Genomic DNA, 25,316 nt, shown 5'->3' on the forward strand with positions numbered 1-25,316 from the left:
TAGAAACAGTTGCATCTTCTGATAAACTATGCCTCATACTGTTCTTACATGGTAGAAGTTGCCAAATTGGAATAGTGCAACGCTATGGGTTGCCAGGTTGGTGTCAGGTAGTTGAATTTAACATAAAATATTAAGTTTTGCGATGATTAAAACTTTTTTGGGTATCTGTTCCCACAAACCAGAGGAGAGGTGGGAATGGATGTAAGCTTGATCGCGTCTAACGTCCTGAGTCCGCCAGTGCTGTTCTTTTTTCTGGGGATGTTAGCTGTTTTTCTCAAATCAGATTTAGAAATTCCTCAACCATTACCTAAACTTTTTTCGCTTTATCTCCTATTTGCCATTGGGTTTAAAGGAGGAAACGAACTTGTCAAAAGCGGAGTCAGCCAAGAAGTCATACTCACCCTTTTGGCAGCGGTGATGATGGCTTGTATCGTGCCGATTTATACATTCTTTATTCTCAAAGTCAAACTCGACTTATATAACGCAGCTGCGATCGCGGCTACCTATGGTTCTATCAGTGCTGTCACCTTTATTACTGCTGGTTCTTTTCTGACTGAACTGGGAATTGATTTTAGCGGTTACATGGTAGCGGCTTTAGCTTTGATGGAATCCCCAGCAATTATTGTCGGACTGCTTTTAGTAAAAATATTTGCGATCGACAAGCAAGACGGCGATTTTTCTTGGTCGGAAGTTTTGCAAGAAGCTTTTCTCAATAGTTCGGTCTTTCTTTTAGTTGGTAGCCTAATAATAGGTGCAGTGTCAGGAGAAAAAGGCTGGAAGGTAGAAGAACCATTTACTCAAGGCATATTTTACGGAGTCCTGACCTTCTTTTTGCTAGATATGGGATTAGTTGCTGCTGGAAGAATCAAAGATCTAGGTAAAACTGGTACGTTTTTGATTTCTTTCTCTATATTGATACCAATAGTTAATGCGGCAATTGGCATACTTTTAGCAAAAGCGATCGGGATGCCGCAGGGAAATGCACTTTTATTTTCGGTATTGTGTGCCAGTGCCTCTTATATAGCGGTTCCAGCTGCTATGAGAATGACGCTACCAGAAGCCAATCCCAGCCTTTACGTGACTGCCGCTCTAGCACTGACATTTCCCTTCAATATCATTGTGGGAATTCCTTTGTATTTGTACGGCATCAACCTGCTTTGGGGGTAAAACTATGCACGCAGTGAAGAGAATAGAAGTCCTTGCCGATTCGATAGAGCTGCCAAAAATTTTAGCAGGTTTGGATAAGGCAGGCATCATCGGACACACCGTCATCCGAAATGCGATCGGTAGAAGTCCTGGTGCAGATGCAACACAGCTTGATAATGTCTACATTATTGCTTTTTGTATGCCAGAACAGATTAAGCCAGTCATAGAAAATGTTCGACCGATCCTGAATAAATTCGGCGGTGCTTGTTATATCTCCGATGCAATGGAGATTCGTTCTGTTAGATGTATTGCTTCGCTATAGAGACGTTACATGTAACGTCTGTACAAAGTTATCAGTTATTAGTGACTGGTGGCTAGTGTGCTGCCTAGTTACTTGCTTTGTCAGGAAGGATTATGAGTCGTCAGAATCAGTTTATCGATCGCCGTCAGTTTTTGAAGATAGCGGGTGTTGGTGTTAGTGTTGCTGCGAGTAGCTTACTTGGTGGCGAACCAGCACAAGCCGCAGTTATAGAGGATATTGAACCAGATAGTCCTAATACAGCATTGCAAAGGTTGCTAGCGGGAAATCAACGTTTCGTGCAGCAAAAGCTGGAACATCCGCATCAATCGCAGACACGCTTGCATGAAGTGGCTACAGCACAGCATCCGTTTGCGACTCTCCTAAGTTGTGCTGATTCTCGCGTTCCGGCAGAAATTTTGTTCGATTTGGGAATTGGCGATTTGTTTGACGTGCGAATTGCTGGCAATATTGTCACTACTGAAGCACTTGGCAGCCTAGAATATGCCGCAGCAATGTTAGGGACTCCCTTAATTATGGTACTAGGTCACGAGCGATGCGGTGCAGTGACAGCAGCAGTCAAAGGCAAGCCACTCCCCGGACAAATTAGTAGTTTTGCAAAAGCGATCGAACCCGCGATAACTACGTTAAGCTCCGCTAACGCGCAACTTAATAATAAATCAAATAGTAAATCGGAAAGCGATTTAATTGAAAATGCCGTTGTAGCAAACGTGCTATATCAAGTAAAAAAATTAGAGCGATCGGATCTTTTAATGCAACTGGTAGGGGAAGGCAAATTGAAAATTGTTGGGGGACGGTACGATTTAGACACGGGAACAGTAGCGATTGTGACTTGAGATTCAACAATTTTAACCTCTTCACAAGTCAAGTGGAATACGCACCCCTCAACCCTCAACCCTCAACTACCCCGATTTAATCCTTATATGTCAAATATTATACCCATTTTGCAACAAGTGAGTGGCGATCTCTAGGAGTAGTGTTTCACGCGAAAAGTATCGCGAAGCAAGTTCAAAAACTTTTTTAGATACTGTTTCATAACAGAAATTCACCTATGTATTCAGCTTCATTTCCATAAAAGGAATGTTAGACTGCGAAGAGCTATGCTTTCGCCGAAAGATATCAGGTTGAAAAATTGTTCGTTGTATCAAAACTTTGATATTAGGTAACAGTGGAAAAAGCAAGTTATGAGCAAAGGTTCCAAAAAGTTTAACTTTATCAAGTAAATTTTTATACTAAGTACACTTATAGCTTTGATTGCAGCTATTGCTGCTACTGTAACTATTCCAGAAGTCGGCTGTAGAGTGGGTTCGAAACTAGCAGCCTGTGTTGTCTCCGCATCTCTACCTCCGTCTATGCCAAGTCCATCTCCTGTCAGCATTCCTGAGCCACCTCCTAGCAGTCCAGCAGCTCCTGGTTCATCGCCTGTCCTTGCGCAAACACAATGTCAAAGTGCTACTCCTGGAAAAACCTTAGATGATATCTTAGGAGGTATAGACAATTTTCCACTCACTTTAGGAAGAGAAGTTGTACCACTACTTGTAGTTATGGGAAACAACGGAGCAATTTATCGTTCTGAACCTGTCGAGATTGTTTGCAACCTACAATCTAGTTACACCGAGTTGCAATTAGTTTACGGAGTACACAGTGGAAACTCCTATTCACTTCCAAAAAACAAGCTTTTATTCAGCGTATTTTTAGATAGCAAGCCAGCCGGAACTAAGGAAATCGTAGTAGGCTCAAAGCAGAAGTGGAACCTTAATTTACAGAGTGTCACAAATGTTAGACTTAGGGCTGAGTGTACTACAGCAATCTGTCCCGCATTGAGTTTTACAGAGATGACATTGAAATAAATATAGTAAGTTGCGCGGCACAACAACCCTGGTACAGATCTAAGCTTAAAAGTGCGGATTTCTATAACGCTGTTAATTGTGACTCACACCAAATACCATCAAATGCACTCACGCAGAAACATTTTTTAAGGCGATCGCCATGCCAACATCTGCTATCAGCTTATATTTAGAACCAGGTCAAAAAGCTACTTTGCAACCTGTGACTTGGCAAGGATTTGAGGAAATTCTGTCTGAGTTAGGAGAACGGCGTTCGGCGCGAATTGCTTACGCTAATGAAATTCTAGAAATTATGGCTCCATTACCGGAACATGAAAGAGCTAAAGTTTTGTTGGCAGATTTAGTCAAAATTATCCTGAAAATACAGAAACGACAATGGGAACCTCTTGGTTCTACTACTTTTAAACGAGAGGAGATGAAAGCGGGTGTTGAGCCGGATGATTGCTTCTACATTCAAAATTACAAAGCTGTAATTGGTAAAGATCGGCTGAATTTGTCAATAGATCCGCCACCCGATTTAGCACTTGAAACCGATGTGACTTCTAAAACTGAACTCGATGCTTATACAGCTTTGGGAGTACCAGAATTATGGATTTATGAAAAAGGAAAGCTAAAAATCAATCTGTTGCAAGCTGGTAAGTATGTAGAGTCTGAAACTAGTTCAACATTTCCTAATTTAGAAATTATTCAAATTATCCCTCAATTTATGCAACGAGCAAAAGAGGTTGGTGTTAGTCAGACTTTAGAAGAGTTTGAGATGTTTATTAGAGGCGATCGCACCCCTCCTCTAACTTGAAGCCATGCGATCGCGCAGGTTAAAATGCAGGAGTAAAATTGCAACAAGAACAGTTCTTGAAATCTGTCTACCTGCTTTCATGAATGAGTAATAATTGTGCGTATAACCCCTATATAAGTCAATTTAAGTATGACCGAATTGCTCGAACAAGCGATTGCCCAATTGAAAACTTTACCAGCTGATGAGCAGGATGCGATCGCTGCTCGTCTCCTGGCTGAGATGGAGGATGAGCAAACCTGGAAAGCTCAGTTTGAATGTACGACAGACGAGCAGTGGGATCGGATAGCTGAGATGGTACGACAGGAAATTGCTGCTGGTGATATTACACCTTTAGCAGAAGTTTTTCCCTCTCAGCCTAAGTGATGAAATCAAGCGTTACAAAAGCATTTCGGAAAAAGCTTGATGAGCTTCCTGCATCAGTTCAAGAACAAGCTGCCAAAGCTTATGCACTTTGGCTCTTAGATCCTTACCACAATAGTCTTCAGTTCAAACGAGTTAGTCAGCGTCAACTAATTTATTCGGCTCGTGTGAGTTTAGACGACCGAGTTCTCGGCTTGTTGGAAAAAGATCGCATGTACTGGTTTTGGATTGGTACGCATACAGAATACGACGAGTTACTTCAGCGATTGTAGCGCCAGCAGCCAACACTGCGTTGGTGCGGACGGGATGGAGGCGATCGCTCAGCGTTCGAGGCAGTCTGCCACCGATCGGCTAAGCCGTTATTATATTTAAGGATTCAGATCGAGATTTGACTCTTCCTCAGCAATTTACAACGATCGTAAACAGCTTTGGAGAAAATTGGATGACATTGCAAGAGATACAAAACCAGGCATTGCAGTTGCCAGTTAGCGATCGCTGACGTTTAGTTCAGTCGTTGTTGACTTCAATTATCAGCTTAGATTTAAAACCAGGTCAAAAAGCTACTTTACAACCTGTTAGTTAGCGATCGCCTCTCACCTTCTACCTATTCACATCCAACTATCTATTTACATCTAATAAGCGCGAAGTCATAAATCGATCCATCCAATTTTCGAGGTAAGCTATATTTGCCTGCTGTTCTGACGGATCTTCAGTATTTGCCGGATAAGGCATCAACCCTAAAATTGCGGCTGTGGTGACACAGAACATCGACTTTTGGAAAGTCATACAAATTTGTACCCGCAAGTCATCTTCTCCGCGCTTTGTACGACGGTAAACCTCATGCAAATATTCGGGTAAGTAGTGCCGCATATCCTGCATTAACAGCGTCGGAGGAATGCCAGCACCACCAATTGGTAATGGATCTGCATACAACGCACCGTAAGCAAATCGCGCTTGATCGGGGGGAATTTGATGTGCTTGAGCGTTGTAAGAAATTGTCCCTTGAAACGGCGTGCCTCGGAAGAAAACCGCTTCTACGTAGGGTACGGCTGTATCGGGAAGAAAAGTTAAACCCGCACTTTTGGGAATAATTTCGTACTCTTTGCCTTTAATTTTTACCTTGTAAGTAATTGGTGTATTGGCATCGGCGACCAAACCATTTAAGATATGCTCGACTACCTGCGGAATAGTTTTGATTTCACCGCGATCGTAGCGATCGCTCAGCTTCAAAAACATATCGCTCATGATGTGCCAAAATTGACCCAAGCCGCTGTAATAAGCTTGCTGGCGCACCAATTCTGGTAAAAATTCGGGGAAAAGCTGGTTTAATCCCAAAACCAAAGGATTGTTTGTAAACTTGGCTTGAATAGCTGCTGCTGCTCGTTCTTTAAATTCCAGCGTATCTAAATAAGCATCTAAACCGCCGCCACCATGCCAGAACATAGCTTTCATGCAGTATTCAGCGTATTCAAAATTGATCCGATCGTGCCACCAATGACGGAGTAATTTCCTAATAGAAAATTCTCCGTTGAAATACTTGAAAAAGGGAAAAAAGACTAAAAACTGATTTTCTGAGATATATATTAAATTTCGCCAGTAGGCATCTAAAACTACACCGTAGCTTTTGAGAATTCCTACAACTTCTAAAACATTTTCAGGAGTATCTGCAAGTAAAGCTTCTCCTGTCTGTAATCTTTGAATGTATTCTGCCAAGGGATGGCTGGTAGGCTTATTAGTGATGCTAACCATTGCTAAATCAATTATCAGTTATCGGTTATCAGCGATCGATGTAGAGACGTTACATGTAACGTCTCTACATCGATACATGGAATGTCTTTACGCAGTTATCATCAAAAAATTTGATTTACAAAACTGTTTTCTATATCTTATTTTTCCATACATCGGTTGGCAAAACCTGCCCCTACCGGGATGAATCTTGTTAGGAGGGACAGATTTTAGTAAAACCATTTCTACGATCGCGGATTCTTAACCGCTAGATGCGCGATCGCCTCTACATTATTTACCATTGCCGTAGTTGTCCGTTCGCTCCACCGCGCCATCCAACTCGGTTGAATCCCCAACACTACAATTAGTATTGCTAAAGCGATCGCGGGAATACGATCCGACCAGTAAACTTTAGGTAAATTCTCAACCTGGGGCGATAGCCGTCCGAAAAAGGCGCGGTTTACCAAGAGTAAGAAATATACCGCAGTCAAACCAGTCCCTACCATACTGAGGAGAGTTTGGGTAGGAAAGACGGGAAAACTGCCGCGAAAAACGAGAAACTCTGCCACAAACCCCACCATACCAGGAATTCCAGCGCTTGCCATCACGCCCAAAATCATCAAGCTGCCAATGACAGGTAAACCTCGTTCGGGGTTGAGTAATCCCCTTAACACTTGAGTATCCCGACTCCCCGCTTTTTCGTAAACGACTCCCACTAGTAGAAACAGTAGTGCTGAAATTAAACCATGACTGATCATTTGCAATACTGTCGCCAAAATACTCAAAGGTGTCGCCGCCGCCGCTGCCAGTAACACGTAACCCATGTGACCGATAGAGCTATAGGCTACCATCTTTTTCATATCAGTTTGGGCGATCGCGCAGGAAGCCCCATACAGCACGCTGACCACTGCCCAAGTTGCCAGCCAAGGGGCGAATGCTGCCCAAGCCTCCGGTAACAAGTCCATGCCAAAGCGCAACAAACCATAAGTTCCCAATTTCAACAATACCCCTGCCAGTAGCACGGAAACGGGTGTAGAAGCCTCGACGTGAGCATCTGGTAGCCAAGTATGGAAAGGAACCAGAGGGATTTTAATCCCGAAACCTACAACAATTGCCCCTAGTAAAATAAACTGCGCTGTCAGCGGTAAACTCAAAGCAGCCGTGCGTAAGGGTTCGTAAGCAAAAGAACCCGTACCGCTTAATAAAACTAGACCCAAAAAGGCAGCTAAAATCAGAATGCCTGAAATTGCCGTATAAATTAGAAACTTCGTTGCTGCATAGCCGCGCCTTGCGCCACCCCAAATCGCAATTAACAAATATAGGGGAATCAGTTCCAGTTCGTAGAACAGAAAGAATAGCAAGAGATCCTGAGATAGGAAAGCTCCAGCAACACCCGTATTGAGTAGCAGAATGAGAGAATAGTAGAATCGCGATCGCGCCACTTGGTTATTGGTGCTGTAAAGTGCAACGCAAGTGAGTAAGCCATTCAACACCAATAATGGGAAAGATAACCCATCCACGCCTAAGCGATAGCTCAAACCCAAAGCATCTATCCAAGGTAGTGCTTCTTGAAACTGAAAAGCACCATCCCCAGGATCGAATCGAAACCCGAGAACAATACTCCAAATAAATGTAGCAGCAGTAACTGCTAAAGCAATATAGCGCGATCGCATCTCACCTGAAGGCAAAACCCAGATTAGCACCGCGCCTAAAACTGGTAAGCAAATGAAAGCACTGAGCATCTCTATAGAGGGAGTAGGGAGTAGGGAGTGGGGAATAGGGGTAAGCGGGGGCAAGGGAGACAAGGAGGACAAGGGAGACAAGAGGACAAAAAAGCAATTTTAACCACTGCTCTCTGCTCCCTGCTCTCTAGTCCCTTATCACTGAAAAATGTATCCTAAAGACCAGCTGATAATTAAGCCGAGCAGACCGACTCCGAGGAGGATGGTTAGCATATAAGCTTGCGATTGACCGGAGATAGTGTACTTCAAGCTCTGACCGCTAAAGATGGTGACAATGCCAACTAGATTTACTAAGCCATCTAAGACGTAGCGATCGATCCAAGCGGAAATCTTGGAGATCGAATTCACTGCCAAAACTACTGTAACTTTGTAAACCTCATCTACATAGAAATCGTAGCCCAACAAGTCTTGCAAAAATCGCCATTGCAATTGCACGGGTCGCGACCAAGCTTTATGTAGGTATATTGTCGAGCCGATTGCTAGTCCTAATCCACTTGATGCCATTAAGAGAGTGACTGCTTGCCAGTTGATGTTTTCCCAACTCGGTAATAATCCCCACTGCTGTAACATCAACGGAACTAGCAGAGTTACTATTGTCAGCGACACCATAGGTAAAGCCATGTGCCACATGACCTCTGGAGCGCGGCGAGTTTTTGGCTGCGGATCGCCCCAGAAAACGAGTCGGAAGACGCGAGTGAGATTGAGTGTCGTTAAACCATTCACTACGAGCAACACGCCGACAACCCAAGGGCTAACTATCCAAAAGCCGTTTGCCCACTGCACCATTGCCCAGAAGCTACCCAAGGGAATGAGCGTCACCAGTCCGGCTGCACCGACGACAAAAGCCGTTGTCGTCGCAGGCATCCGCGACCACAAACCTCCCATTTCCGTTAAATCTTGGGTGTGCGTGGTGGCAATGATCGAGCCTGCACTCATAAATAGTAATGCCTTGGCGATCGCGTGGGTAAATAGCAACATCAGTGCTACGCCACCCTGTTGCAAACCTACCGATAAAAATACCAGTCCCATGTAGGCGCTAGTGGAATGGGACAGCGCCCGTTTAATATCAATTTGGGCGATCGAAACTAACGATGCTCCTATTGCCGTCACCGTGCCGAGAATGACTAAGGCTTCTGATGCTACAGGCGACAGCGCTAATACGGGCTGCAATTTAAACAACAAATATGCCCCACCCGATACCACCATCGAGTTTCGCAGCACGGAAGCGGGGTTTGGACCTTCCATCGCCTCGTCTAACCACAAATGCAAAGGAAATTGAGCGCACTTCCCGGCTGGTGCGGCAATTAAAGCTATTCCTAGTAGCGTTGATGTTAAAGGTGATAGTTGAGCTGTCTGCGCCCATTCATTCAAGTCGGAGAAGTTAAGACTACCAGCGAAGGAAGCAAGTGTCACAACTCCCATCAACAAAAGTATGTCCCCTACCCGTTTCGTCAGAAAGGCATCTCTCGCAGCTGTCACTACCAATGGCTGAGCGTACCAAAAGCCTACCAGTAAATATGTGGAAAGCGTCAGCATCTCCAACAATGCATAGCTAAGGATCAAGGAATCGCTTAAAGCTAAGCCAGATAGCGCTGCCTCAAAAAATCCCATCAAGGCAAAAAACCGCGCTATGGCATAGTCTTTTTCCATGTAACCCAAGGCGTAAACTTGTGCCAACAGGCTCAAACCAGTAATGAGAACTGCTGCACCAAGGGTGACTGGCGACACGTCCAACGCAAAAGATAAATCTAAGTCCGCAGCTTTGAACCAGGTAAAGAGAAAGCTCTGTGGCTCTTGATTCCACATATCCCTGAAGAGGATAACGCTGTGGATAAAAGCTACCACAGTCATTAATAAATTCAGGTAAGCGGCAGGTCTAGGTCCAGTGCGACGCACTATTCCCATTGCCCAAGGTAAGGTGAGGACTGCACCAATCAAGCCATAGAAGGGAACCCACCAACTATTTATGAATAAAAACTGCGTCATTTGCAATTTTCCTACTTATTTGCAACTAAAAAAAAATTATTTGGTAGCAATTCTAGTTTTCTCAGTAGAGATGTTTGAATTTTTTTAATTTCTGTTTGTCAATCTGGTTGTGACTATTTTTGTTCTCTGAATGTTTTTGTTATTAATAGTTTTTCCTGACAAAATGTAGCCGGGTAAGTATTTTCTCAACTGATTTCTACTCTTGCCAAATTTCACTCTTTGTATTAATCGTACAAAACTGATTTAGCTTGAGTGTAGGCAATTATAGCACCCAAGTAGGCGAGATTTCGTCGGTCAGTGGCTATTGGTCAGTAAAAACTCCTAGAACCATCAGACACGACCTTCGGCAATCGCTCTAGAGGATGAAGTTGCTGAGTTATAAGTTTGCTTTATCTAAATGTAATTAAAAAATTATAAAACAAAAGTAGAATAGCGATAAACAGGGGCGGTTCAGATGTCAGATCGAGCGAAAAATACACCGTTAAGTTTTTTTAAACATTCTCATTCAAAATTATCATAATGATTTATATTGTCAGGGGAGCAAAGCTTCCCTATGCTTATTTCAGGAAGACTTTTTTCTAATTAAGAATGGGTATTCTCGTCAAAAATTTACTGTCAAACTAAATCCACTAGGTTTACTTACGCGCCATCAAGGAGAAGAGTAAAAATGCCGATCGCGGTTGGAATGATTGAGACTAAGGGCTTTCCCGCAGTTGTGGAAGCAGCAGATGCGATGGTAAAAGCTGCCCGTGTCACTCTAGTGGGTTACGAGAAAATTGGTAGCGCTCGCGTCACGGTGATCGTGCGGGGCGACGTTTCAGAAGTACAAGCTTCGGTTTCCGCTGGTATTGAAGCAGCTAAACGAGTCAATGGTGGTGAAGTTCTCTCCACCCACATCATTGCCCGTCCCCACGAAAACCTCGAATACGTACTGCCAATTCGCTATACCGAGGCTGTAGAACAGTTCCGCACTTAGCCGCGATAAATCCTCAGCTTTCAGTTTTTCAGTTTGATAACCTTACGCTACTTTCAGTTACGGAGTAAAACAAAATGGCAATCGCAGTAGGAATGATTGAAACGTTGGGCTTCCCCGCAGTTGTGGAAGCAGCTGACGCGATGGTAAAAGCAGCTCGCGTCACTCTGGTGGGCTATGAAAAGATTGGTAGCGGTCGAGTCACGGTGATCGTACGAGGCGACGTTTCGGAAGTGCAAGCTTCAGTATCCGCTGGTATAGATTCCGTCAAGCGCGTGAATGGCGGACAGGTCTTGTCTACCCACATCATCGCTCGTCCTCACGAAAACCTAGAATACGTGCTGCCGATTCGTTATACAGAAGCTGTAGAACAGTTCCGCGAGAGCGTCAGCGGCATCCGTCCTTACAACAGACCGTAACCCTGAATGCAAATCGCTCAAGTTCGGGGTACGGTTGTCAGTACCCACAAAGAACCAAGTTTGCGAGGAGCCAAGCTACTGTTGTTGCAATTTATCGATGCTGACGGTCGCCTGCTACCTAAATATGAGGTAGCAGCCGATTGGATAGGTGCTGGTGTGGATGAGTGGGTTTTAGTTAGTCGCGGCAGTGCTGCCCGTCAGATCGACGGCAATCAATCGCGTCCCCTAGATGCATTGGTAGTAGGAATTATCGATACTGTCAGCGTAGACAATCGCAACCTGTACAGCAAAAGAGAGCAAGATCGATCGAGCTTTCCTTAGGCGATCGCGGCAAAGTCAATTCATGGCAACAGGATATTTCAGAGGATTTTAACGTATGGTAGCCCGCAGCTATGCTGCCCCGCCTACCCCCTGGTCGAAAAATTTGGCAGAGCCACAGATTGACGAAACTGCATACGTACATTCCTTCTCCAACGTGATTGGGAACGTCCATATCAGTTCTAACGTCCTAATCGCGCCAGGAACTTCAATTCGCGCCGATGAAGGCACTCCTTTTCATATCGGTGCAGGCACGAACGTGCAGGATGGGGTAGTGATTCACGGACTGGAACAAGGTCGCGTGATCGGGGACGATGGCAAACAATATTCGGTATGGATCGGGAAAAATACTTCCATTACTCACATGGCGTTGATCCACGGACCGGCATACGTGGGAGACGATTGCTTCATCGGCTTTCGTTCCACCGTATTCAACGCCAGGGTTGGTAATGGGTGCATTGTCATGATGCACGTTCTGATCCAAGATGTAGAGATTCCGGCTGGGAAGTACGTACCTTCGGGAGCGACAATTACCAACCAACAGCAAGCCGATCGCTTACCCGACGTGCAACAAGTAGACCGAGAGTTTGCGCATCACGTCATTGGGGTCAATAACGCGCTGCGATCGGGTTATCTTTGTGCTGACGATAAGGCTTGCATCACCCCCATTCGCGACGAGCTGTCACAACCTCAAGCGGATGGGGATAAAGGCGTTAATGGGAGTGCTAGTGGAATCATGGGTAGAAGATTGAATACAGAAGCAGTGGAGCAAGTGCGACACCTATTGTCGCAAGGATACAAGATTGGCACAGAACACGTAGACCAGCGCCGTTTCCGCACTGGAACGTGGAAGAGTTGCACGCCACTCGAACCTCGCTCGGAGTCAGAGGCGATCGCGGCTTTAGAATCTTGTTTGGCAGAACATGAAGGCGAATACGTCCGCTTGTTTGGGATTGACCCCAAACGCAGGCAGCGAGTATTAGAAACAATTATTCAAAGACCTAACGGACAAGCCTTAATCCAAAGTAACGGCGCGGCGAGAGTTAGCGTACCACCAGCTAGCAGCAGCTACCGCAGTAGTGCGGCTAGCAGTGGCAGCTATGGCGGTGGCTCGACAGGCAGTTATCAACTGGATTCCGAGACCGTCGAGCAAATTCGCGGTTTGCTAGCACAAGGCTATCAAGTTGGGACGGAACATGTCGATCGCCGTCGCTTCCGCACCGGTTCTTGGGCTAGCTGCGGCACGATTAACTCTAACCAGTTATCTCAGGTCATTTCAGCCGTGGAAGCCAGTCTCGCTGAGTTTTCAGGGGAGTACGTGCGCTTGATCGGCGTTGACCCCAGACGCAGACAGCGGGTACTAGAAACCATTATTCAGCGTCCCGACGGATCAGTGGTTTCTCAGTCAGCAGGTCATTCAGCAGGTCATTCAGCAGGTCATTCTAACTACGCCTCTACTCCTTCATATGGTAATGGCAGTAGTTCCAATTCAGGTAGGGTAACGAGTTCTAAGCTGGGGGGCGATGTTGTAGACCAAGTACGCCACCTATTGGCATCTGGGCATACAATTGGCTCGGAACACGTAGACCAACGCCGTTTCCGCACTGGTTCTTGGCAGAGTTGTAGTCCGATTACTACCAGAAATGAGTCAGAGGTAGTAAACGCGCTGGAAACTTGCCTAGCTAACCACCCTGGTGAATACGTCCGGTTGGTCGGGATTGACTCCAAACAAAAACGACGGGTGCTGGAAACAATTATCCAACGTCCCTAGTACCAGGGAATCGTAGGGGCGGGTTTTGTCTGAATTCTTTGCTAATTTGCAAAACATATTTGCTAAACCCGCCCGTACAGGAATCAAGAGTAGGAGTAAGTCAAAAGTCAAAAGTCAAAAGTTAAAATTACCTTCTGGCTCCCTCCTGTCTCCTATCTTCTGTCTCCTGTTCAAAGGTTTCAATTTAAATGTCTTTATCGCCACTACACCCAATTGGTAACTTTAATTCGCATATCAGTGGCGAGGTGATAATCGATCGCACGGCAGCGATCGCTCCTGGGGTAGTTTTCCATGCCGACCCAAACAGTAAAATTATTATTGCAGCGGGAGTATGTATCGGCATGGGAGTCGTGCTGCACGCCCATGACGGAAATGTAGAGATCGAGACGGGAGTTAATCTCGGAGCTGGGGTTTTAGTAGTGGGAAAAGCTACAATCGGAGCAAATGCTTGCGTCGGTGCGGCAACGACGGTTTTTAATTGTTCTGTCGCTCCCAAACAAGTGATTCCTCCAGGTTCGTTGTTGGGAGACACTAGCCGCCACCTAACGGTAGATTCTACCGTTGAGGTTGAAGAAGCACCGACACCGCCAACTGATGCAACTCAGCCATCGCCACCAACATCGGCAACACTTGGAGCAACACCCGAGTCTAACGGTCAGATGGCTGGATCGGCACAAAGTCAACTAGAACCAACTCAACCGAGTGGCGATCGCATTGTTTATGGCAAAGCTTCCATCACGCGGTTGATGGCAACGTTGTTTCCCCATAGTCAATCATTGAACCAGCCCTCACCAGATACTCCTCCATCTCAAGGAACCTAAGTCAAGGCAATTTTAGATTTGGAAATTGGATGGGATTAACTTTATCTGTACATAGGATGAAGCAAGAAAATGCCCAGACTGACGATTTTAGAATTATTCTGACTTGCGTTGTCGCGGTACGCACCGACAAATCCTCATTTAAAATCTAAAATCTAGAATCTAAAATCGGTTAGATCTACCATGCAGACACAGAATCAAGGGTTCGCCACTTCTGGGCAAGAACATCAGGTACAAAACTTTCAGGAAATGGCTTTAGGCTTGGTATCTACCCGCAGCTTTCCCGCGATTGTCGGGACGGCAGACATGATGCTCAAGACTGCTGAAGTCACCCTAGTAGGATACGAGAAAATTGGCGGCGGTCACTGTACGGCGATCGTCCGCGGTCGTACTGCTGATGTTCGCCTCGCCGTTAGAGAAGGTGCGGCAACGGCTGAAAGCTTTGGTGAATTGGTTTCCTCATTAGTCATACCCCGTCCCTTGCCGAATCTAGAAGCTGTATTACCAATTGGTCTGCGCCTGCAACAATTGACAGCAAGAGGATACAGCCGCCTCAGCCATCAAGCTGTCGGACTTCTAGAAACACGGGGATTTCCTGCAATGGTAGGTGCAGCCGATGCTATGCTCAAAGCTGCCGACGTGCAACTTGCCTCTTACGAACGCATTGGGGCTGGGTTGTGTACCGTCATCATTCGCGGTAGTGTCTCTAATGTTGCTGTCGCTGTAGAAGCAGGCATGTACGAGGCAGAACGGATTGGTGAACTCAACGCCGTGATGGTGATTCCTAGACCCTTGGACGATTTAGAACAGACCTTACCATTGGCAAGTTGCTGGATCGAGCAACAGCAACCTCTACAACTACCACTCGCCATCAAAGAGAAGGAAAAGGAAAAAGAACTCGTACAATTACCAGATTTAGCTAATTTGCCCGTGCCACTTAAAGAAGAAGAAATCATCCCTCGCGATCTGTAATTGCTGCTATTGACTGCTACTCGTAAGAACTAAGGAAAAGCATCGCACGCGCTGATGAAATGTCGGTGGAATTCTGCGGCTGGTGGGCTAGACCATTCACAGGAGAAGAGTAAATCAATTCCCTACACCCCATAGCGACGTGCAACGCTGCTTGGAAGTCATCTTACGCTCTTTCAGTTGTAAAGAATGGTAACTCATATTCACTATAAATAAAAGCCATTGTTTTTAATAGGTATTATAGGTACATATCTATAATTCAATCTGCTAGGAGAATAGCAGTGAAGCAAGCAACGCTTCACCAATTAAAGGTGTTTGAAGCTGCGGCGCGCAATGGTAGCTTTACCCGTGCCGCAGAAGAGTTGTTTTTAACCCAACCGACTGTTTCCATGCAGGTGAAGCAGCTAACCAAGGCAGTCGGTCTACCTCTATTCGAGCAAGTGGGTAAGCGCCTCTACCTCACGGAGGCAGGACGAGAATTATTTGCTACCTGTCGGGAAATTTTTGAGAAACTCGCTCAATTTGAGATGACGGTAGCAGATTTGAAAGGTTTGAAGCAGGGGAGGTTGCGACTTGCGGTCATTACCACTGCCAAATACTTCGTACCGCGCCTGTTGGGACCATTTTGCCAGCTTTACCCAGGGATTGATATCGCCTTACAGGTAACGAATCATTCCGGGATTGTCGATCGCCTCAAAGAGAATCTGGACGACTTGTATATCATGAGTCAGCTACCAGAACATCTCGATATCGGTTTCCAGCCGTTTTTAGAAAACCCCTTAGTCGTGCTTGCGCCAGCTCATCATCCGCTAGCAGGAGAAAAAAATATTTCCCTGCAACAGCTCAGTGAAGAACCGTTTATTCTGCGCGAACCAGGTTCGGGGACGCGCACGGCAGTACAGAAGCTGTTTGACGAGCAGGGGATTAAACTGAAAGTCAAGCTCGAATTAGGTAGTAATGAGGCAATCAAGCAGGCGATCGCAGGGGGTTTGGGTCTTTCCGTCCTTTCGCGCCATACCATTATCCCAGAATCCGCTAATCCAGAGTTAACCGTGCTAGATGTGGAATATTTCCCCATCGAGCGCAACTGGTACATGGTCTATCCTGCTGGCAAGCAAATGTCCGTCGTCGCTCGCACTTATTATGAGTATTTGTTAAATGCAGCAAAGCAAATTGTAGAACAAACAAATGGGTCTGTGTAATGGGACTCTGTAGAGATGCGATCGCATCTCTAATTTCCTTTTTATTGGTATTGTTGTCCATCACGCCGATCTCAAAGCAGTTTTTGATTACAGATCGGTAGGGGCGCTTTCTCTGTGCGCCCCTACTACAATCATTGCGCCCCTATAAATGTATTGCATTTCAATGGGAACGCTATATCCGCCCTCCAAAATCGGTTTAATATATTTGGTGTTTGCTAAGAAACTGTAATAATCGATTAAAGAAAGTATTTAAAAATAAAAACGATTTTTACGAATGGCAATCTACTTTTACAAGGTATGCGAACCCTACGGGTGTTTCTCTAACTTTTCACCCCATGCGATCGACATCCAGGGTACTTACTGGTCAACAGTAGAGCATTATTATCAAGCACAAAAGTTTGTCGGTAGTGCTAATGAAGCCATTATTCCTATCATTCATGCAGCAGCAACCCCAGAACAAGCTGCCGCACTAGGACGCGATCGCACCCTTCAAGTTCGCTGCGACTGGGAAACAGTCAAAACCCAGATCATGCACGTCGCCGTGCGCCAGAAGTTTCTGACCTATCCCGATATTCAATCGATTTTGATTGCAACTGGAGACGAATTACTGGTAGAAAACTCGCCGACTGATTACTATTGGGGCTGCGGTTGCGATCGCACTGGTCAGAACTACCTCGGTAAGATCTTGATGAGCGTGCGCCAAGAAATTCGGGAACTAGCTTTAGTCAGTGACCAGTGACCAGTTATCAGTAACCTCTTCTCACGCACCACGCCACCACGCAACTACCAATTATCCATTACCTATTACCAAATTAGCTTTTCAAAACTTAACTTTCTCTAAAAAGGTAAAGATTATTTTCTAATATATTGCGTTTAGAACTAGCAGTGATAAGTTAGTAATTGAAGCAAAAAAGCTTCCATTGGCAAATTCAAAAGCCAAGTCCTATTGAGTTAAGAGGTAAAAAGAACTGCTTATTTCTAATCTGTCTCGTCAAGTAACACCAACACCCAACTCACAGGTTGATATTTCCTCAAATACTAGCAAATAGGGGGCAATATATTCGCTCTTGCTATACTAATAATAGTAAAGTAAAGTCCAGAATATCCCTACCTAAGCTTGAAAGAGAGAGGAAATTCCTCAGCTAGTGCTAGCTTGGGTGTTGTTGTTTTGCGGTTGAATCGAGAATGGCAATTATTGCACTCAAAGCTTGGTTTCTAGAAAAATACGAGCCAGTCAAAGAACTAGAAAAACGTCCTCACGACTTGCGACTAAGCAAGAATAGCCTGTTGAAATCGGGATTGAGAGCTGATTTTTTAAATGATAGCGAAGAAGTCAAAAAATCAGCATGGTTTCAACGTTATTTAGAAGGGGAAGCTGTCGAGTTTTATATTGAAGGTAGTGGCGGTTACATTATTTCTAATATTGACTTAATCAGCCATGAAATTTATTTTACCAAGCAAGCGGTATCGGCTCTGCAAGACCCGACAATCTTTTTGTCTTACCAAACAGAATATAGCGCAGCTAGCGAAGTTTTGCGGGAAGGATTGCAACAAGCCTTAGAAACATTAAATAAGCGATCGCGCCTTCCCATAACTTTAGTAGAATCGTACCGTTCCAACGAGAATCCGCTCCGACTCAATCGTCAAATGTTACTTAACATTCGCAAGAGCTTACTATTTATTGCCGATATTACACCAATTGTAAGTATTTCTAAAGAGGATAATAATCAATTAATTCCCAGTCCTAATGTTTGCGTAGAAATTGGCTATGCGATTCAAACAAAACGTTCCGAGCAAATTTTACTCGCACACATGCAGCGAGATTTAGAAGGGCAATTACCATTCGATTTACCCTCTTTACAAACTCTGCAATTTAAAGACGGTAAAGAATTAAATAAAATTTTGCCCAAAACAATTGAAACTCAACTGCAAAGATATAGTTTGTTTTCGTAGTGAGTTGGTAATTGGGAAGAAGTACGTAGAGATGTACGCTCTTGTGTCATAGGGAGGAATTCCCTACTTGATGTTCGGTTTACACGTATTGAGACTTTTTGCGAGAAGTTGTTACTTTTGTTTACGTAAAGTTACATAACTTAAAACGAGGTAACAGCGATGACTATTTTAGTTGCACTATTAGTAATTGGTTGGGTAGCTGCTTCTGTCATCGGAACCCAAGCGTACTTTTTGGGAGAACAAAGAAAACCAATCCACGATCGCAACTGGCGCAGCAAGTCCTTTGAAAGGATAGCCAAATCTATCACTGGTGCTGATATAGACTATAGCGATCGCACTCCTGCATACCGGATGGATGCATATACCAGCAACAATTTACCTAGTTAAACGCAGGGGCGCACACCTGTGCGCCCCTACCTATAAATTTGTACCTTCTACCTGTAACCTACAAAGGACGATAAACGCGGTAGTTGATTTCGGGGAAGATATTATCCATTTGTTCTACCTTCTCCAACCAGCCGCTATCGATTTTGCCGATTTTGATATCCTCGTAGAGCTTATTAAACCGCATCAAGTGCGATCGCGTCCTTCTTACCGCATAAGGAACCATCGTTCCCGTCCGCATGATAAACGCCCAGTCGGAAGACTGCGCCAACAACAATTCCCGCGCCGCTTGGTTTAATGCCTTCCATTCCAACTCATCAACGGGTTCGCGGTAGGCAATTTCGATCATTCGTTCGGCGGCTTTGTGGAGATGGGGATAAATCCAAGCATTTGTCTCGTTCAACCAGTATTCATGAAATCCCTTGTAACCCCAACTCGATTGCGAAGGACGACACACTTGCTGAGTCGGGTTTTCCTGTAAATAATCCGCTAAGTGCGTCATTTGATAAGTCTGCTGGTCGTACCAAGACTTGCGGAATAGGTAATCGATAAACCAAGGACCTTCATACCACCAATGCCCGAATAACTCCGCATCGTAGGGCGAGACAATAATCGGCGGACGATGCATAATGCCGTGTAAATGTCGAGCCTGCTGTTCGCGGTTGTACATAAAGTTGCCAGCGTGTTCTGCTGCTTTTTCCCGCGCCCAGTAGGGGTCATAAAGTGCTTTATCGCTCAATCCCAGACCGCGACCAGTGATTTTATGATATTTAATCCCTGTATTTTTTCGCTGTCCGTTGGGCATGATATAGGGCTTGATGTACTCGTACTCAGCTTCCCAACCTAAATCTTTGTAAAACTCGCGATATTCAGATGCGCCAGGATAACCGACTTCTGAAGACCAAACTTGCTGGGATGATTCGTGGTCGCGACCGAAAGCAGCCACTCCAGTCTCGGTAAATATGGGTGCGTAGGAACCAAAACGGGGACGAGGGCGGGCGTAAAGAATTCCATGCCCATCGGTGAGGAAATAGCGCAAGCCAGCATCGGCTAACATCCACTCTAAACCCTCATAGTATGCACATTCAGGCAACCAAATACCTTTAGGAGGTCGTCCGAAAGTTTGCTCGTAGTGTTCGCAAGCGACTTGAATCTGCGCCCAGACTGCCTGGGGATACATCTTCATCAACGGTAAGTAGCCGTGAGTAGCGCCACAAGTGATGATTTCTAGGTTGTTACTGTCTTGAAACTGCTTAAATGCCGTGACTAAATCGCCGTTGAAGCGCTGCCAGTATTGGCGAATTTGATTGAACTCACTGGCGTAATGTTCGGCAAGGTAGCGAATGTGACCGTTGTGAGCGTTACGTTCTGCTTCTAGCTCCGCTAACTCTTCCAGCTTAGCTAAATGAGTGTCAAACCGTTCTTGGAGTAGAGGATCGCGCAGCATTGACACCAAAGGGGGTGTCATACTCATCGTAATCTTAAAGTCGATTCCGTCTCGTTTTAATCCTTCAAATACCAGCAGTAAAGGGACGTAGGTTTCCGCGATCGCTTCATAAAGCCATTCTTCCTCCAGAACGTAGTCACTTTCTGGGTGGCGCACGAAGGGTAGGTGAGCGTGGAGGACAAGAGCGACATAGCCAATAGCCATAATGAGATTTAGAAATGTTAAGTGAACGGGTATCGCAATGAAGGAACCAGGGAAAGTCAAGCCGTTTTAACAAATTTTATGCCGAAAGCGGGATCGGAAGCGTAGCAAAAGAGCGAGATGATAAGAAAATCTAAAATTTCTAGGTAAGGATCGATCCCCTGGCAGAGTCCATAGAATCTTACACCTTGGGGGGGATAGCAAGCCAATCGCTTTTTCGTTACAACCACAACAGGTAAAGTTCGTCTCAACAGTGGTGAACAATGGACGATAATTCGCGACAGCCAGCTCGATCGCCAGCCTCAGTTGAAGAAGTTAAAGTGCAAGTCACGCCTTCTCAAAACAATCAGGCAATGGAGGCGCAGCCAGTCTCAGCTTCCAGAGAAAAAGCGGCTAGTGGATTGTCGTCCTTTTCTGAGACATTAGGTCAAGCAGTAGGAGCGATCGCCCAACTGCCAGAAGTCGCTCTACAACAAGTCCACGATTGGCTCTCTCCAGCGACGACAAAAGCTGGAGAAGCGATCGAGTGGGTAGGGAATAACTGGTTCGTGCGACGGATTAGTCGCTTCCTCAACCTCAATTGGTTAATTGGGGCAACAGACAGCGTAGATTTAGCCAAAGCAGAAGCAGCCGTCAAAAAACTACAGCAAGAGCATCCCGAAGAGTCCCCCGAACAAATCGCTCACCGAATTATGGTGGAAAAAGCCACCCGTGCTGGAGGTATAGGACTTGCTACTAGTTTCTTACCAGGGGTAGCACTGGCGCTTTTAGCAGTCGATTTAGCTGCAACCACCCAACTGCAAGCGGAAATGGTGCATCAAATTGCTGTTGCCTACGGACTCAGTTTAAAAGAACCTAGCCGTAAAGGAGAGGTATTAACAATTTTTGGTTTGGGACTAGGTGGCAGCCGATTGCTGCGGCTGGCTGGTTTAGGAGTCCTGCGTAACGTTCCCTTCGCCGGAGCATTTATTGGGGCGAGTTCTAACGCTGCTATGCTTTACTCCTTGGGATATGCCGCGTGTCGCTTCTATGAAGCCAAATTGAAGTCGCCAGAAACCCTCAACTCCAAAACAGGAATTGCTCAACTCGAACAGCAAAGCAAAAAGTATCTGGAAACGGCGATCGCTCAAGAAGCGGTCATGGATCGAATTTTAGTCCACATGATTCTCGCCAGCAACCCAGAAAAAACTTGGTCGGAGATCCAACCACAATTAAAGCAATTGAATCTCAGTCCTTCGTCCTTAGAGGCAATCTCTAGAAACATTCAGTCACCTCAACCTTTAGAAGTGCTTTTAGAGCAGCTCAACCGTGACTTTGCGATTCCCTTGTTGGCTCAGTGCTGCCGGATTGCTCGATTGGACGGACATAAAACACCTGAAGAAGACCGGATAATTCAAGCGATCGCGACTAAGTTTAACCTGAACTTAGAGCAGATTGAATCGAAGCTTGAGACTCATTAAATGGCAATGCCTGCCATATTGTTACAAAATTATGCCGTAGTTATTTAGAGTAAATTTAAACTCTAAAATCAGGCGATCGCTTCTTTGGGGCAGAATTCCTTTGTGAAAGCAGGAGGGGTCTTCGGCGAAACCAACCCCGGCGCGATCGCAAATAGTCACTATATTCTCATTCCCATAATATTCTTTGATTTCGCTGTCATCTCTTTCTCTCAGGAGAGAGAACTGGTGACTTAGCTTTTTGTTTCTATGGCTACCTTTCACACAGACGTGTGGACCACCTAACAAATCGACATCTGTGAGATAGAACATGAATTTCACACAAGCGTAGTCTTCGAGATCGTAGTGAAACTGATAAAACCCTTGAGCGCGTCCCTCAGCAGGTGCATCGTTCACAAAAGTCCACCACAGCTGGGTGCAAGCAAGCATTGGCTGACTGCCAAAATATTTTGCTGCAATCTCCCATAGTTTCAGGTCTTCTGCTAACTTTCTAATTGCCATACATTGAGATGCAGGCTTAAAGTTATAGCCGATCCTAAAATTTTTACCAGATTTCATTTCTTGCACTCTTCGATTCGCCAGCGAGAACGGAAATTGTAAGTCTCCATTTCCGTAGTAAGTCGCTGTTCTGGCAAAATCTACAATCTCTTGGAGCAGATGCGGTGGGATCGTAATCCCCAAGTGTAAACCATCGCTTTTTAAAGCTTTAACCGCCCGATCTGGATCGAGATCTGTAAAAACAGAATTTTCTTTAAGAAAACCAATTTTTATAGGTTTTTTAGTTAAGTGCAACACCAAAAAACGAATAATCTGAATGCGGCTAAATGCAAACATCAGCAACCACTGTGGCTGCTTGAGCGAAATTGCCGAGTATTGTAAAAACCTCCGTTGTAACTTCAGCCATAGTTTTTGAGAATTAATTAGTGAAATCATTTATTTTCGTGAATTCCCTACGATCTTCTGATAACTGCATGGCGCGAGATGCGATTGCCCGTTGCTACTAAGTCTGAGCGATCTGATGTAGCTTAGAGAAGACGTAACACAACAAAATGAAAATGATGTTGTATTGTGCCAACCCAGACATCCGAGAGTTGCTGTGAAATATTAGCTTGATGGAGATTCGGAGTCAGGCGTTTATTTATAGCTACACATCCCGCCTCTGACATTTCGTCCTACTCATTGAGAATCGGGGTTAAACGAACAATAAGAATGTTAAACAACTAACATTTAAGTATAAAAGACTACTGAAAAATAATAATGGTTATACCGATATCTTTACGATTTTTTAAATAAATCGAAATTAACGGCACAAATCGTAAGATATTGTAAAGACGAGCGGCGAGTTTATCCGACAATTTACGGAAACCGATTCGTGTAAAATTTAGCTGTTCTTTTCATTATCATTCAATGCAACAGAAACCGCAATCGAGTTGCAAAACCATAATTGAAGCGGTGCGATCGCTAGAAAATCGAATAGCGATCGAGCTGACTTCAGAAATCAATTTAGGAAGATTTAGAGGGGCGATCGCTTTGTAGTAGAGAGCCAAATTATCAAACATCCGTTCTTTTCTCTTTGTCTTTTGCGCCACAAGTTCTGTATTTTTCAGTAAAATTCATCACAAAAACCAAATAGAACAATCGATACAATTGCATAAAACGAGCAACGAAGAGGTAAAAAAATGCTGCCTGAAATTACGCAAAAACTCTTAGCAGCAAAACAAGAAAAAGGGATGTCCTTTGTCGATTTAGAAAAAGCAGTCGGTAGGGATGAAGTTTGGATTGCCGCAGTCTTTTACCGTCAAGCTAGTGCTTCTCAGGCAGAGGCAGAAAAGATTTTATCGGCGATTGGACTACCGACGACATTAGCGCCAGACCTAACAGAATGCCCGCTCAAAGGTTTAGGACCAATCGTACCGACAGATCCGCTCATATATCGCTTCTATGAAATTATGCAAGTGTATGGAATGCCCCTCAAAAGCGTAATTCACGAAAAGTTTGGTGACGGAATTATGAGCGCAATTGACTTTACTTTAGATGTAGAGAAAGAAGAAGATCCCAAAGGCGATCGCGTCAAAGTGATCATGTCGGGAAAATTTTTACCATATAAAAAGTGGTAAAAAAATCAGTGACCTAATTGATAACTGGTCACCGATCGCCGATCGCTGTTATTTGCGGCAAACGCCCTCCTAAACCAGTCATTAATTGCAAGGCAGATCGCTTGACAATAGGTACGCGCCGCAAAATCCACAAGCCGAATTGACGAGCGATCGCCACGGGTAAATAATTATTCGAGAACGTCCGATCTAATAAATCGGTAAAACCCAAAACCACTGAATTTTCTCGCTTGCGCCAGCGTTCGTAGCGTTTGAGTACCTGCAAGCCGCCGAGATCTTCTCCTTGACGAGCGGCAGTTTGTAGTACTTCAGCTAAAGCCGCAGCATCGCGAATTCCTAAATTCAAGCCTTGTCCGCCTACGGGATGACAGCAGTGAGCGGCATCACCTATCAACGCCAGACGCGGCAAAACATAGCGCTCGCTTTGCATCAACTGCACCGGAAACATAAAGCGATCGCCTTCTAGTTGCAGTTCTCCCATCTGAGTGCCATACCTGCGGGTGAGTTCGGCGAGAAACTGCGCGTCATTCAATTCCAATAAAGCTTTTGCTTCGGCATGAGGAGCAGTCCAAACAATACGACAGCGATTTCCTGGCAGGGGTAGAATGGCAAAGGGTCCGCTCGACCAGAATTTTTCATAAGCTGTGTTGTTGTGGGGTTTTTCGGGCTTGACAAAAGCGACAATACAAGATTGCCAGTACTGCCAGCCCCAGGTTTTAATTCCCGCATTTTGGCGAATCCGCGATCGCGCCCCATCCGCTGCGACTAACAAGCGCGTGCAGATCTGCTGTGACTTCCCTGAGACGTTGAGTGTCAGCTCGACTCCATGCGATTGAAACTCAGTTCGCACCACCTCCACCGGACATAGATATTCAACGTTGGAGCATTCGTGCAAAAATTCCTGTAGAGGCGTTAGTAAAGCTTGGTGTTCGGCAACGTAACCGATAACCTCCGTCCCCAAATCTTTTGGGTGAAACTCTACCACGTTTGGGCGATCGGCATCGGAAAGTTTGACATGGTGAAACGTTTCAATTCCAGGCAGAATTTTATCCCAGACACCGATTGCCGATAAAATTAGTCGCGAGGACATGTGAACGGCGTATGCTTGCCCCTTCATCGCTGCTACGGAGTATGGCTTTGCTTCAATTAGTGCCACCCTCAACCCCGAATTTTTTAAGGCACAGGCAAGGGTTAAGCCCACAATTCCACCACCGACGATCGCTAAGTCGTAGTCAAAACCGTTATCGGGTGCGATCGCTTGCGGGGGTGAAACTGTCTGCGAAAGTTGCTCGAACGCCATGTCTAACAAAGTATATCGAGTTGATTAAGAATATTTACTTATCTTCATTTTGCCGCGAATCCGCAGGGT

At 45.1% G+C, this 25,316-nt stretch carries 26 protein-coding genes; 19 read left to right on the plus strand and 7 right to left on the minus strand.

What is annotated here, in order from left to right; all coding sequences use genetic code 11:
- Positions 1–195 precede the first annotated feature (195 nt).
- The 7 genes from N4J56_RS30155 to N4J56_RS30185 all read left to right on the plus strand — a co-directional run bounded on the left by N4J56_RS30155 (position 196) and on the right by N4J56_RS30185 (position 4,740).
- Entirely contained in the window at positions 196–1,167 is a 972-nt protein-coding gene (locus N4J56_RS30155; protein ID WP_317109929.1) for a sodium-dependent bicarbonate transport family permease, read from the plus strand.
- Between the two features lie 4 nt (positions 1,168–1,171).
- Positions 1,172–1,468, plus strand: a complete 297-nt coding sequence (locus N4J56_RS30160; RefSeq protein WP_317109930.1) for a P-II family nitrogen regulator — start codon at positions 1,172–1,174, stop codon at positions 1,466–1,468.
- Positions 1,469–1,560: 92 nt separating this feature from the next.
- Positions 1,561–2,301: a carbonic anhydrase gene (locus tag N4J56_RS30165; RefSeq protein ID WP_317109931.1), complete on the plus strand. Its 741-nt coding sequence runs from the start codon at positions 1,561–1,563 to the stop codon at positions 2,299–2,301.
- A gap of 414 nt (positions 2,302–2,715) precedes the next feature.
- Positions 2,716–3,315 (plus strand): hypothetical protein, encoded by a 600-nt coding sequence (locus tag N4J56_RS30170; RefSeq protein WP_317109933.1) that lies wholly within the window; start codon positions 2,716–2,718, stop codon positions 3,313–3,315.
- A 139-nt stretch (positions 3,316–3,454) separates the two neighbouring features.
- Positions 3,455–4,108, plus strand: coding sequence for a Uma2 family endonuclease (locus N4J56_RS30175; RefSeq protein ID WP_317109934.1), 654 nt, complete (start codon positions 3,455–3,457; stop codon positions 4,106–4,108).
- Positions 4,109–4,237: 129 nt separating this feature from the next.
- Positions 4,238–4,471, plus strand: coding sequence for a hypothetical protein (locus N4J56_RS30180; protein WP_317109935.1), 234 nt, complete (start codon positions 4,238–4,240; stop codon positions 4,469–4,471).
- Positions 4,471–4,740 carry a hypothetical protein gene (locus tag N4J56_RS30185; protein ID WP_317109937.1) on the plus strand — a complete coding sequence of 90 codons (270 nt, stop codon included), beginning with the start codon at positions 4,471–4,473 and terminating at the stop codon, positions 4,738–4,740. The genes N4J56_RS30180 and N4J56_RS30185 overlap by 1 nt, the downstream gene beginning before the upstream one ends.
- 346 nt (positions 4,741–5,086) lie before the next feature.
- Here N4J56_RS30185 and N4J56_RS30190 read toward each other — a convergent pair whose 3' ends face one another.
- The 3 genes from N4J56_RS30190 to N4J56_RS30200 form a co-directional block, all read right to left on the minus strand.
- The gene (locus tag N4J56_RS30190) at positions 5,087–6,217 is read right to left on the minus strand and encodes a CO2 hydration protein (protein WP_317109938.1); all 1,131 of its coding nucleotides are present in this window, start codon (positions 6,215–6,217) and stop codon (positions 5,087–5,089) included.
- A gap of 221 nt (positions 6,218–6,438) precedes the next feature.
- The gene (locus tag N4J56_RS30195) at positions 6,439–7,935 is read right to left on the minus strand and encodes an NADH-quinone oxidoreductase subunit M (RefSeq protein WP_317109940.1); all 1,497 of its coding nucleotides are present in this window, start codon (positions 7,933–7,935) and stop codon (positions 6,439–6,441) included.
- 138 nt (positions 7,936–8,073) lie between these two features.
- A complete protein-coding gene (locus N4J56_RS30200) occupies positions 8,074–9,921 on the minus strand; it encodes an NAD(P)H-quinone oxidoreductase subunit F (protein ID WP_317109942.1) in 1,848 nt (615 codons plus the stop codon).
- Between the two features lie 667 nt (positions 9,922–10,588).
- On the opposite strand from N4J56_RS30200, the gene N4J56_RS30205 reads away from it, so the two are divergent.
- The 10 genes from N4J56_RS30205 (at position 10,589) to N4J56_RS30255 (ending at position 18,731) form a co-directional block, all read left to right on the plus strand.
- Positions 10,589–10,897: a carbon dioxide-concentrating mechanism protein CcmK gene (locus N4J56_RS30205; RefSeq protein WP_015153092.1), complete on the plus strand. Its 309-nt coding sequence runs from the start codon at positions 10,589–10,591 to the stop codon at positions 10,895–10,897.
- Between the two features lie 74 nt (positions 10,898–10,971).
- Positions 10,972–11,313: a carbon dioxide-concentrating mechanism protein CcmK gene (locus tag N4J56_RS30210; RefSeq protein ID WP_015153091.1), complete on the plus strand. Its 342-nt coding sequence runs from the start codon at positions 10,972–10,974 to the stop codon at positions 11,311–11,313.
- A gap of 6 nt (positions 11,314–11,319) precedes the next feature.
- Positions 11,320–11,634: a EutN/CcmL family microcompartment protein gene (locus N4J56_RS30215; protein ID WP_015153090.1), complete on the plus strand. Its 315-nt coding sequence runs from the start codon at positions 11,320–11,322 to the stop codon at positions 11,632–11,634.
- 55 nt (positions 11,635–11,689) lie between these two features.
- On the plus strand, positions 11,690–13,402 hold the full coding sequence (locus tag N4J56_RS30220) for a ribulose bisphosphate carboxylase small subunit (protein WP_317109944.1): 1,713 nt from the start codon (positions 11,690–11,692) through the stop codon (positions 13,400–13,402).
- 188 nt (positions 13,403–13,590) lie between these two features.
- A complete protein-coding gene (locus N4J56_RS30225) occupies positions 13,591–14,223 on the plus strand; it encodes a hypothetical protein (protein WP_317109946.1) in 633 nt (210 codons plus the stop codon).
- Between the two features lie 180 nt (positions 14,224–14,403).
- The gene (locus N4J56_RS41385; protein ID WP_410500387.1) at positions 14,404–15,192 is read left to right on the plus strand and encodes a carbon dioxide-concentrating mechanism protein; all 789 of its coding nucleotides are present in this window, start codon (positions 14,404–14,406) and stop codon (positions 15,190–15,192) included.
- A gap of 278 nt (positions 15,193–15,470) precedes the next feature.
- On the plus strand, positions 15,471–16,391 hold the full coding sequence (locus N4J56_RS30240; protein ID WP_039713213.1) for a LysR family transcriptional regulator: 921 nt from the start codon (positions 15,471–15,473) through the stop codon (positions 16,389–16,391).
- 274 nt (positions 16,392–16,665) lie between these two features.
- Entirely contained in the window at positions 16,666–17,130 is a 465-nt protein-coding gene (locus N4J56_RS30245; RefSeq protein WP_317109948.1) for an NADAR family protein, read from the plus strand.
- Between the two features lie 446 nt (positions 17,131–17,576).
- Positions 17,577–18,344 carry a hypothetical protein gene (locus N4J56_RS30250; RefSeq protein ID WP_317109950.1) on the plus strand — a complete coding sequence of 256 codons (768 nt, stop codon included), beginning with the start codon at positions 17,577–17,579 and terminating at the stop codon, positions 18,342–18,344.
- Between the two features lie 159 nt (positions 18,345–18,503).
- A complete protein-coding gene (locus N4J56_RS30255; protein WP_317109951.1) occupies positions 18,504–18,731 on the plus strand; it encodes a photosystem II protein, Psb35-related in 228 nt (75 codons plus the stop codon).
- A 58-nt stretch (positions 18,732–18,789) separates the two neighbouring features.
- Here the strand turns inward: N4J56_RS30255 and N4J56_RS30260 are convergent, their stop codons facing one another.
- Positions 18,790–20,379 carry a glycoside hydrolase family 57 protein gene (locus N4J56_RS30260; protein WP_317109953.1) on the minus strand — a complete coding sequence of 530 codons (1,590 nt, stop codon included), beginning with the start codon at positions 20,377–20,379 and terminating at the stop codon, positions 18,790–18,792.
- Between the two features lie 260 nt (positions 20,380–20,639).
- Between N4J56_RS30260 and N4J56_RS30265 the strand changes: the two genes are divergently transcribed.
- On the plus strand, positions 20,640–21,836 hold the full coding sequence (locus tag N4J56_RS30265; RefSeq protein ID WP_317109955.1) for a hypothetical protein: 1,197 nt from the start codon (positions 20,640–20,642) through the stop codon (positions 21,834–21,836).
- 21 nt (positions 21,837–21,857) lie between these two features.
- On the opposite strand, the gene N4J56_RS30270 is transcribed toward N4J56_RS30265, so the two are convergent.
- Positions 21,858–22,766 carry a phytanoyl-CoA dioxygenase family protein gene (locus N4J56_RS30270; RefSeq protein ID WP_317109956.1) on the minus strand — a complete coding sequence of 303 codons (909 nt, stop codon included), beginning with the start codon at positions 22,764–22,766 and terminating at the stop codon, positions 21,858–21,860.
- 467 nt (positions 22,767–23,233) lie between these two features.
- Positions 23,234–23,422 carry a hypothetical protein gene (locus tag N4J56_RS30275; protein ID WP_317109957.1) on the minus strand — a complete coding sequence of 63 codons (189 nt, stop codon included), beginning with the start codon at positions 23,420–23,422 and terminating at the stop codon, positions 23,234–23,236.
- A 90-nt stretch (positions 23,423–23,512) separates the two neighbouring features.
- Between N4J56_RS30275 and cynS the strand changes: the two genes are divergently transcribed.
- Positions 23,513–23,950 (plus strand): cyanase, encoded by a 438-nt coding sequence (gene cynS, locus N4J56_RS30280; RefSeq protein WP_317109958.1) that lies wholly within the window; start codon positions 23,513–23,515, stop codon positions 23,948–23,950.
- A gap of 28 nt (positions 23,951–23,978) precedes the next feature.
- Here the strand turns inward: cynS and N4J56_RS30285 are convergent, their stop codons facing one another.
- On the minus strand, positions 23,979–25,247 hold the full coding sequence (locus tag N4J56_RS30285) for an FAD-dependent hydroxylase (RefSeq protein WP_317109960.1): 1,269 nt from the start codon (positions 25,245–25,247) through the stop codon (positions 23,979–23,981).
- Positions 25,248–25,316 lie beyond the last annotated feature (69 nt).

This window comes from Chroococcidiopsis sp. SAG 2025 (genome assembly GCF_032860985.1).
Taxonomy (GTDB): Bacteria; Cyanobacteriota; Cyanobacteriia; order Cyanobacteriales; family Chroococcidiopsidaceae; genus Chroococcidiopsis.

Bases quoted from the DNA above. Each gene is read 5' to 3' on its own strand.
- N4J56_RS30155 (WP_317109929.1), top strand. From the start codon at position 196: ATGGATGTAAGCTTGATCGCGTCTAACGTCCTGAGTCCGCCAGTGCTG.
- N4J56_RS30160 (WP_317109930.1), top strand. From the start codon at position 1,172: ATGCACGCAGTGAAGAGAATAGAAGTCCTTGCCGATTCGATAGAGCTG.
- N4J56_RS30165 (WP_317109931.1), top strand. From the start codon at position 1,561: ATGAGTCGTCAGAATCAGTTTATCGATCGCCGTCAGTTTTTGAAGATA.
- N4J56_RS30175 (WP_317109934.1), top strand. From the start codon at position 3,455: ATGCCAACATCTGCTATCAGCTTATATTTAGAACCAGGTCAAAAAGCT.
- N4J56_RS30180 (WP_317109935.1), top strand. From the start codon at position 4,238: ATGACCGAATTGCTCGAACAAGCGATTGCCCAATTGAAAACTTTACCA.
- N4J56_RS30185 (WP_317109937.1), top strand. From the start codon at position 4,471: ATGAAATCAAGCGTTACAAAAGCATTTCGGAAAAAGCTTGATGAGCTT.
- N4J56_RS30190 (WP_317109938.1), bottom strand. From the start codon at position 6,217: ATGGTTAGCATCACTAATAAGCCTACCAGCCATCCCTTGGCAGAATAC.
- N4J56_RS30195 (WP_317109940.1), bottom strand. From the start codon at position 7,935: ATGCTCAGTGCTTTCATTTGCTTACCAGTTTTAGGCGCGGTGCTAATC.
- N4J56_RS30200 (WP_317109942.1), bottom strand. From the start codon at position 9,921: ATGACGCAGTTTTTATTCATAAATAGTTGGTGGGTTCCCTTCTATGGC.
- N4J56_RS30205 (WP_015153092.1), top strand. From the start codon at position 10,589: ATGCCGATCGCGGTTGGAATGATTGAGACTAAGGGCTTTCCCGCAGTT.
- N4J56_RS30210 (WP_015153091.1), top strand. From the start codon at position 10,972: ATGGCAATCGCAGTAGGAATGATTGAAACGTTGGGCTTCCCCGCAGTT.
- N4J56_RS30215 (WP_015153090.1), top strand. From the start codon at position 11,320: ATGCAAATCGCTCAAGTTCGGGGTACGGTTGTCAGTACCCACAAAGAA.
- N4J56_RS30220 (WP_317109944.1), top strand. From the start codon at position 11,690: ATGGTAGCCCGCAGCTATGCTGCCCCGCCTACCCCCTGGTCGAAAAAT.
- N4J56_RS30225 (WP_317109946.1), top strand. From the start codon at position 13,591: ATGTCTTTATCGCCACTACACCCAATTGGTAACTTTAATTCGCATATC.
- N4J56_RS41385 (WP_410500387.1), top strand. From the start codon at position 14,404: ATGCAGACACAGAATCAAGGGTTCGCCACTTCTGGGCAAGAACATCAG.
- N4J56_RS30245 (WP_317109948.1), top strand. From the start codon at position 16,666: ATGGCAATCTACTTTTACAAGGTATGCGAACCCTACGGGTGTTTCTCT.
- N4J56_RS30250 (WP_317109950.1), top strand. From the start codon at position 17,577: ATGGCAATTATTGCACTCAAAGCTTGGTTTCTAGAAAAATACGAGCCA.
- N4J56_RS30255 (WP_317109951.1), top strand. From the start codon at position 18,504: ATGACTATTTTAGTTGCACTATTAGTAATTGGTTGGGTAGCTGCTTCT.
- N4J56_RS30260 (WP_317109953.1), bottom strand. From the start codon at position 20,379: ATGGCTATTGGCTATGTCGCTCTTGTCCTCCACGCTCACCTACCCTTC.
- N4J56_RS30265 (WP_317109955.1), top strand. From the start codon at position 20,640: ATGGACGATAATTCGCGACAGCCAGCTCGATCGCCAGCCTCAGTTGAA.
- N4J56_RS30270 (WP_317109956.1), bottom strand. From the start codon at position 22,766: ATGATTTCACTAATTAATTCTCAAAAACTATGGCTGAAGTTACAACGG.
- cynS (WP_317109958.1), top strand. From the start codon at position 23,513: ATGCTGCCTGAAATTACGCAAAAACTCTTAGCAGCAAAACAAGAAAAA.
- N4J56_RS30285 (WP_317109960.1), bottom strand. From the start codon at position 25,247: ATGGCGTTCGAGCAACTTTCGCAGACAGTTTCACCCCCGCAAGCGATC.